General features: G+C 72.6%; 10 protein-coding genes. 2 read left to right on the forward strand and 8 right to left on the reverse strand.

The genetic code is table 11. The features are described from left to right. Window positions 1-741: peroxide stress protein YaaA (gene yaaA / locus Q0L54_RS08790; protein ID WP_366937951.1), on the forward strand; the 741-nt coding region annotated here is incomplete at its 5' end. Window positions 742-835: 94 nt separating this feature from the next. On the opposite strand, the gene Q0L54_RS08795 is transcribed toward yaaA, so the two are convergent. The 8 genes from Q0L54_RS08795 to Q0L54_RS08830 all read right to left on the reverse strand — a co-directional run bounded on the left by Q0L54_RS08795 (window position 836) and on the right by Q0L54_RS08830 (window position 6,857). Continuing rightward, the gene (locus Q0L54_RS08795) at window positions 836-1,588 is read right to left on the reverse strand and encodes an SDR family oxidoreductase (RefSeq protein WP_296667284.1); all 753 of its coding nucleotides are present in this window, start codon (window positions 1,586-1,588) and stop codon (window positions 836-838) included. Then, window positions 1,585-2,625, reverse strand: a complete 1,041-nt coding sequence (locus tag Q0L54_RS08800; RefSeq protein WP_296667289.1) for a zinc-binding dehydrogenase — start codon at window positions 2,623-2,625, stop codon at window positions 1,585-1,587. The genes Q0L54_RS08795 and Q0L54_RS08800 overlap by 4 nt, the downstream gene beginning before the upstream one ends. 220 nt (window positions 2,626-2,845) lie before the next feature. Further along, window positions 2,846-3,250 carry a cupin domain-containing protein gene (locus tag Q0L54_RS08805; RefSeq protein ID WP_296667292.1) on the reverse strand — a complete coding sequence of 135 codons (405 nt, stop codon included), beginning with the start codon at window positions 3,248-3,250 and terminating at the stop codon, window positions 2,846-2,848. 9 nt (window positions 3,251-3,259) lie between these two features. Continuing rightward, window positions 3,260-3,583 carry a carboxymuconolactone decarboxylase family protein gene (locus Q0L54_RS08810; protein ID WP_296667295.1) on the reverse strand — a complete coding sequence of 108 codons (324 nt, stop codon included), beginning with the start codon at window positions 3,581-3,583 and terminating at the stop codon, window positions 3,260-3,262. Beyond that, window positions 3,580-4,458 carry a helix-turn-helix transcriptional regulator gene (locus Q0L54_RS08815; protein WP_296667298.1) on the reverse strand — a complete coding sequence of 293 codons (879 nt, stop codon included), beginning with the start codon at window positions 4,456-4,458 and terminating at the stop codon, window positions 3,580-3,582. The genes Q0L54_RS08810 and Q0L54_RS08815 overlap by 4 nt, the downstream gene beginning before the upstream one ends. Before the next feature lie 78 nt (window positions 4,459-4,536). Further along, window positions 4,537-5,295 (reverse strand): histidine phosphatase family protein, encoded by a 759-nt coding sequence (locus Q0L54_RS08820; protein WP_296667299.1) that lies wholly within the window; start codon window positions 5,293-5,295, stop codon window positions 4,537-4,539. Further along, entirely contained in the window at window positions 5,292-6,029 is a 738-nt protein-coding gene (locus Q0L54_RS08825) for a C4-type zinc ribbon domain-containing protein (protein ID WP_296667301.1), read from the reverse strand. The genes Q0L54_RS08820 and Q0L54_RS08825 overlap by 4 nt, the downstream gene beginning before the upstream one ends. Window positions 6,030-6,044: 15 nt before the next feature. Further along, window positions 6,045-6,857 carry a Nif3-like dinuclear metal center hexameric protein gene (locus Q0L54_RS08830; protein WP_296667305.1) on the reverse strand — a complete coding sequence of 271 codons (813 nt, stop codon included), beginning with the start codon at window positions 6,855-6,857 and terminating at the stop codon, window positions 6,045-6,047. Window positions 6,858-6,920: 63 nt separating this feature from the next. Between Q0L54_RS08830 and Q0L54_RS08835 the strand changes: the two genes are divergently transcribed. Next, a partial coding sequence (locus Q0L54_RS08835; RefSeq protein WP_296667309.1) for a hypothetical protein occupies window positions 6,921-7,839 on the forward strand: 919 nt, incomplete at its 3' end.

Raw genomic sequence — 7,839 nt, forward strand, 5'->3', positions numbered from 1 at the left:
ACCGCTCCCCCGGCGGGCGACCCGGTGGACCTGGCCTCGCTGTCCCACCCGGGCCTCGCGCCGCACCGACGCCGCGTGGGGGACGCGCTCGCCCGGTCAAGCGGCCAGCGCAACGCCATGCACGTGCTGGGCGCGGGCGCCTCGCTCGCCGCGGAGGTCGACCGCAACCGGACCGTGTGGGACAACCCGGCCGCGGCATCGTCCACCGTCTATTCGGGCGTCCTCTACGACGCCGCCGGCATGGCCGAGTGGGACGGCGCCATGCTGGACCGCGCGCGCCACCACGTGCGCACCGTCTCCGCGCTGTGGGGCGCCGTCTCGCCCGTTGACCGGATCCCCGCCTACCGGCTGTCGATGGCCACCAGCCTGGGACGCATCGGCCCGCTGGCGACGTTCTGGCGCCGCCACCTGCCGGCGGAGCTCGACGCCCTCGCCGCCGGCCGCCTGGTGGTCGACTGCCGTAGCGCGTCCTACGTGGCCGCGTACCGCCCGGCCGAGGCGCCGTGGGTCACGGTGGGGGTCCAGCGCGAGCTCGCGGGCAGGCGCGCGGTGGTCAGCCACATGGCCAAGCACACCCGGGGGCTGCTCGCGGCCCACCTGATGGGGGACGATGCGCTTCCCGAGACCGCGGCCGACCTCGCCGACGCGGCGGCCGGGATGATCGGCGACGCCCTCGTGGACGTCACCCTGGTCACCCGCACCACGGGCCCGGACGAGCTCACCCTGGTGATCGCGGGCTGACTCACAGGAGCGAGTCGCCGCCGTCGACGGCCACCGTCTGACCAGTGATGAAGCCGCTGGTCATCAGGAACAAGGAGGCGCGCGCCGGACGTGGTCAGCGCGAGCGTAGCCGCTCGATGTCCGCGAGGACGTCGGGCGGCTCGTCCGCCAGCGTGACGCCGCGGTCGAGGGCACCCGCGAGTGTCGACGCGTCGTCCCTCGCCAGCGGCGCGAACACGGCGTCCCAGTCCGCGGGGGCCGAGCCGGGCCGAGCGAACAGCTCGAGCGTGACGCCGATCGCCGTCTCGGCGAGCAGGGCATGCACGAGCGTGGCCGCGATCTGAGACCGTGCGACTCCGCGGCGGCTGTCGATGTGCGAGACGTCGCCCTGCTCCACCAGCAGCGCCTTCTCGTCGGGTTCCTGATAGTCGAACCAGCCGGGCCGGACGATCGTGTACGGCGCGCCGTACGCGCGGACGAGCCTTTCTCCGCGGCGCTTCCAATCGAGCGCGCCACCGAACTGGCTGCCGCCCTTGCTGGTCGACATCGACGTCATCAGCGCGAGTCGCGGTCGCCTCCCGGCGAGCGCGTCGAGCACGCGGACCACGCCCTGGTAGTCGACGTCGCGCGGGACGCCGCCGTGGGTGAGGACGATGGCGTCGACGCCGGCCACCGCCTCGGCCAGCCCCTCCCCGGAGGCGAGGTCGCCCACGGCGAGCTCGACCTCCGGGGGGAGGATGCTGCGCGCCCGGCCTGCATCGCGCACCAGGGCTCGGACGGCGAGACCTTGCGCCAGCAGCTCGTCGACCACGAGGCGGCCGATCGACCCGGTCGCGCCGATGGACAGGACGGTGGAGATCTCGCTCATCGCGTCGGGTCCACCATCACCTTGAGGGCCTCGCGCGCGTCCATCGCCGCGTAGCCGGCGGGCACGCCGTCGAGTCCGACGGTCATGTCGAACACGCGCCCAGGGTCGATCTCGCCGTTCAGCACCTTCGGGATGGCGGCGTCGATGTAGGCACGGACCGGGGCGGGGCCTCCTGTCAGCGTTGCGTTCTTGCCGAACAGCGAGCCGAAGCCCACGGAGGCGGCCTCGTACTGAGGCACTCCCACGCGGGAGATCACGCCGCCGGGACGGACGATGCCGTACGCCTGCTCGTACGCGGGCATGTGGCCCACGGCCTCGAGCACCACATGGCTGCCCTCGCCGCCGGTGAGCTCGATGACCTCGGCCACGCCCTCCGCGCCGCGCGCTGCGACCACGTGGGTGGCGCCCCACTCGCGACCCAGATCCGTGCGCACCCGGTGGCGGCCCATGAGGATGATGCGCTCGGCGCCCATCTCCTTCGCCGACAGCACCGCGGACAGTCCGACCGCGCCGTCACCGATCACGGTGACGGTCTTGCCGGGGGCGACGCGGCCCATGAAGGCCGCATGCCAGCCGGTGAGGTAGACGTCGGACAGGGTCAGCAGCGAGCCGAGGAGCGCATCGTCCGCCGTGTCGGGGTTCACGCCCGGGACCTTGACGGCAGAGCCGTCGGCCTGGATCAGGCGCAGCGCCTCGCCCTGGCCGCCTGCGAGCCAGCCGCCGTGGATGCAGGACGTGTGGACGCCCTCGCGGCAGAAGGCGCACGTGTTGTCCTGCAGGTGGAACGGGATGATGACGAAGTCACCCTTGGCCAGGGTGCGCACGTCCGCGCCCACGTCCTCGATCACGCCGATGGCCTCGTGGCCCATGTGCTGGCCCGTCTCCGAGGCGCGAAGGGAGTGGAACGGGTGCAGGTCCGAGCCGCAGATGCAGCCGCGCACCACGCGCACGATGGCGTCCGTGGGCTCGACGATGCGGGGATCCGGGACCTCGATGACGCGGACGTCGCCCGCGCCGTACATGAATGTTGCCTTCACGGTGGAAGACCTCCTCGATAGTCGTGAGTCGTGGCAGATGTGCGCCTCGGCCGGGGCGACGTCCACCCCGGAGGGAACGGGGCCCGGTCGCCTCTCGGCGAGCGGGCCGCTCCCGCGGTTGCCCGCATCGTGTGCGGGCTCGAGATCCATCGTCGCGGCCACCGCGCGGGTCGGGGAGTCTGCGCTGACAGGGGTACCGGCAGGGACCCCCTCAGCGGTGTCAGCGTGCGCCGGGGAGCCGATCGTCCTCGACGTGCTCCTTCCACACGGTGGTGGTCGCCGGGTCGTCGGCGTTCTCGACGATCGCGATGTGCTCCATGAACGAGTCGGGTGAGGCGGCGTGGAAGTGATCCTCGCCGGGGGGCGTATAGAGGGTCTGGCCGGGGCGCACCTCGATGAGGTTGCCGTCGCGATCGCCGAAGTACGCCACGCCCTCGGTGACGTGAAGGTGCTGGCCGCGCGCGTGGGAGTGCCACGCGGTGCGCGCGCCCGGAGCGAAGCGGACCTTCGCGACCACCGTGCGCTGGGACTCGCTGCTGGGGACCACGATGAGGTCCAGCCAGACGTCCCCCGCGAACTGCTCCGGTGGGTTCTTGACGGTCGGGCGCCGGGGCTCGATGTGCATGGGGTCCTCCTACGTCTCGAAGAGCTGCTTGGCGAGGGTGAGCGCGGACACGGCGCGGGGCCAGCCGGCGTAGAAGGCGACGTGCGTGATCGCCTCCGTGACCTCGTCCTCCGTCAGCCCGTTCGCCAGCCCCAGGGGGATGTGGGCCTTGAGCTGCTCGATGTTGCCCGCGGTGACGAGGCTGGTGATGGTGACCAGGCTGCGGTCGCGTCGCGAGAGCTCGTCGGTGCGCGACCAGACTTGGCCGAACAGCGTGTCGTCCGTGAATCCCACGAACGCGGGGGCGAAGTCGCCCATCAACCGCTGCATCGGGGTCTGCTCCTCTGTGGTCATGCGTGATTCCTTTCGGCCGCTACCGCGGCAGCCTGGGTGGCCCACCAGCTCGCGAGCAGACGGAGCTTGTCCGCGGACTCACTTCCGGGGGCGGCGGTGTAGATCGTCAGCGACAGGCCCGCATCCGCGGGAAGCTCCAGGACGGTGAAGGAGAGCGCGACCTCCCCGATGGCGGGATGGACGATGCGCTTGAGGCCATGGGTATGCAGGTGGACGTCGTGGCGCGCCCAGCGAATGCGGAAGTCCTCCGAACGGGTCGACAACTCGCCCACCAGGTCCGTGACGGCGCGGTCGAAGGGGTCACGACCGGCAATCGTGCGCAGGCTCGCCACGGAGGCGTCGGCGATGTCGTTCCAGTCCGGGTAGAAGGCCCGCGAGGCCGGGTCGAGGAAGATGAAGCGCGGATAGCTCACCGGATCCGGCTGCGAGCGATGCACGGGGTCGTAGAGCGCCCGCGCGAGCGCGTTGACCGCGACGATGTCGCCGCGCGGGTTCCCGATCACCGCCGCCGCGTCGGTCACGGCGTCGATCAGGTGCTGCAACTCGGGGCGAAGGTCGATGCGGCGCGCCGGTCGCCGGCGTGCCCTCTCGCCCGCGTTGGCCGCTCGGGCGAGGTCGGACAGGTGGGCGCGCTCCGCATCGTCCATCCGCAGGGCAGAGGCGATCGCCTCGAGGACCTCGTCGGAGGCCCCCCGCAGGTCGCCGCGCTCGAGCTTCGTGTAGTACTCGACGCTCACGCCCGCGAGGATCGCCACCTCGCCGCGGCGCAGGCCTGGCACGCGGCGGGCGCCGCCGGGCGGCAGCCCCACCATGGCGGGCGTCACCTTGGCGCGCCTGCTCACCAGGAACTCGCGAACGTCGTCTCGGGAGGTCATGGCACCACCGTAGGGACTGTGCCGGCGCTCAGGGAGGCCCTGCCGGTACCCGTCTGGTCCCGGCGCGGGCGCCCGCCGTCAGTCGACCGGGACGCCCAGGCAGAGCAGGTGGGTCTCCGCGATCGAGCCGTCCCGGCGGGCGCGGACCTGCAGAATTGTGGTCGACGCCGGCGAGGGCCAGATGGCGCCCCAGTGGGAGGCGGGCATGCCGAGCGCGGTGCCCACGATCGCCTTGATGGAGACGGCGTGAGACACCAGCGCCACGCCGCGCGGCACGTCGCGACCGCCGCCGCACTCCGAGGCGTGCTCGCGTGCGAGGTCCACGAGCACCTGGGAGCCGCGCTCCCCCACCGCCGGAATCGACTCGCCGTCGGGAGCCTCGCCCACCGCCCGCCGCCACGCGTGGATCGCGTCGCCGTCGCGCTCGATGATCTGGGCAACCGTGAGGGCCTCCCATGCGCCGAAGTCGACCTCGCGGATCCGATCCTCGGTCTCGACGTGGGCGCCGATGCGACGCCCGATGGCCGCCGCCGTCTCCTGGGTCCTCACCATGGGGGACGCGAGCACGCGGGTGACGTGAGGCAAGTGAGTCCAGGTCCGGCGGCCGATGCCGTAGATGCTGTCCGCGGCCTTCGCCGCCTGGATCCGACCCTGCGAGTTGAGCGCCGGCCCGGGCACGCCGCCGCCCGACATCTGCCGCGACGTGGTCATCTCGGTCACGCCGTGCCGGACCAGCACGATCGTCAGCGGCGCGACCAGGTCCTCCTCGTGGGGCGAGAACGGCGACTGGACTCGCGGGGCGGTCGCGGTGGGGGGCTCGACCTGGGCATCGCTCACGAAGCCGCCCTGCGCACCAGGATGCGTCCACACTCCTCGCAGCGGACGATCGCATCGGCGGGCTTGATCTCGATGGCGCGCAGGTCGGTCGGGTTGAGGCTCATGCGGCAGCCCAGGCACACGCCGCCCTCGAGCGCGGCCGCGCCGATTCCGCCGTGGCCGTCGCGCAGCTTCTCGTAGGTCGCGACCAGGCCCTCGTCGAGTCCGGCGACGGCGGCGGCGCGATCCGTCGCGAGCGCCTCCAGCTCCGCGTCGACCACCGCCCACGCCGCGTCGCGCTCGGCCGTGAGCGTCTCGATCTGAGCGGCGATGGCGTCGACCTGCTCCTTGGCGGACGCGTGCTCCTTCTCCGCCTGCTCGAGCGCCTCCATCACCTCGAGCTCGACGTCCTCGAGCGCCTCCTGGCGGCGCGCCAACGCCTCCAGCTCGCTCTGCAGCGCCTGGAGGTCCTTGGCGCTCCCCTGCCCGGACTGCATCCGTGCAGTGTCGCGATCCGCGCGGGACCGCACGGCCTGCACGTCGTCCTCGGCCTTCTGGACGGCCCGGCGCAGATCCGAGGCCTTCGTGGCGCTTCCCACCCGCGCCTCGTCGAGGTCCGCACGGCGGCCGTCGAGCTCGGCGATCTGCGCGATCGCGGGGTGGTGCGCGCGGCGGTATCGGGCCTGCTGCGCGCGCAGGTCGATGTCCTGGACGTCGAGAAGGCGGATCTGATCGGCTGCGGGAGCTGAGGGCACGGAATCTCCTTCGCGCTAGAAGCGCGCGGTCCAGGGGTCGGTGTTGAGGGTCGAGACGATGGTGTCGATGCCGGCGGCGTCGCCCAGGTACTCGGCGGCGGCCTCCAGCCAGGTCCACTCGGAGGCGTAGTGGGCGACGTCCACGAGGTACGGACGGCCGTCGCCCAGCAAGGCCGCCTCGCGGGCGTCGGACGCGGGGTGGTGCCGGAGGTCCGCGGTGAGGTAGACATCGGCGCCAGCGGCTCGCGCGGCCGCGAGGAACGAGTCGCCCGAGCCTCCCACCACAGCGACGGTTCTCACGATGCCGTCGAGGTCACCCGCGACGCGCACGCCGTGCGCGGTGCGGGGCAGGACTGCGGCGGCGCGCTCGGCGAACTCGCGTAGGGTCACCGCGGTGTCGAGGCGGCCCACGCGGCCCGTCCCCTGCTCGGCGTCGGCGTGGAGCGGCACGAGCGGGAGCCCGCCGGTGACCCCGAGCACCTCCGCCAGCGCCTCGGCGACGCCGCTGCCCGCCGCATCGGCGTTGGTGTGGGCGTTGTAGAGCGCGATGCCGTGCTCGATGAGCGCGTGGATGACGGCGCCCTTGGGGGTGCCCGCGTTGACGGTGCTCACGCCCCGCAACAGCAGGGGGTGGTGGGTGACGATCAGGTCGCACCCGGCGTCGATCGCCTCTTGGACCACCGCGAGCGTGGGGTCCACGGCGAACAGCGCGCGGGTGACCTCCGCCTCCGGGCGCCCGACCGTCAGGCCGTTGACGTCCCAGTCTTCGGCGAGGTCAAGCGGGAATCGACTCTCGAGCGCATCCATCACATCCGCCACCGAGGTCATGCCTCAACGTTACTCTCGCGACGGCCACGTCCGGTCGCCGGTGCGCGCGGCTAGCATGGGCGCGTGCCGGAGTCCCAGACCCCCGAGCCGCGCTCCTGGCGCCGCTGGATCAAGCCTGTGATGCTGGCCGCCGCCGCGGCCGCCGCGGTGTGGATCATCGGGGGACTCGCCCAGCGCGTCTCGTGGTCAGCCGTGGGCGACGCGCTCGCCACTCTCGACTGGTGGCAGATGCCCGTGCTGGTGGTCGCGCTGGTCGGGCGGCAGGTCCTGAGCTCGACCCCCGTGGCGAGGTTCGTGACGGGGCTCGGCCTCAAGCGAGCGATTCACAATGAGATGTCCGCCAACCTGGTGGCGACCGTTGCTCCCCCGCCCTCGGACATGGCGCTGCGGGTGGCCATGTTCCGCTCCTGGGGCGTCGATCCCGTCGATGGCATGGCGGGCGTGACCCTCGCGACCGTCGTGTTCTGGGGGGCGCGCTTCCTCGCGCCGGTGCTGGGACTCGCCATGTTCGCGGTCCGTGGCATCGAGACCCGGCAGTGGGCGATCGCGGGGGTCTCGGCGGCGATAGCGGCGACCATCCTGGTCACGCTGATCCTGGTGCTGCGCTCGCACACGTGGGCCGAGGCGACGGGGCGCATGGCCGCGCGCGCCGTATCGCGCGTGGGCAGGCCCGCCGACGAGGCGGGGTGGGCGTCTGCGGTGCTCGAGTTCCGCGCTCGCGTCGAGTCGTCACTGCGCCGTCACCTGTTCCCGGCGCTGGTGCTGATGCTTGCCGGCGTCGCGGTCGAGTCCTTCATCCTGCTGGCGAGCCTGCGGTTCGTGGGCGTGCCGCAGTCGCTCCCGTCCGTCGAGATCGTGGGGACCTTCCTGCTGCTCTACCCGCTGACCATCCTGCCCATGCTGGGCCTCGGGGTGCTCGACGCCATCCTGGTGGCGACCTGGGTCGACAACGTGGCCGCCTCCGTCGAGCCCACGCTCGTCG

The organism is Demequina sp., assembly GCF_024642165.1.
Taxonomy (GTDB): Bacteria; Actinomycetota; Actinomycetes; order Actinomycetales; family Demequinaceae; genus Demequina.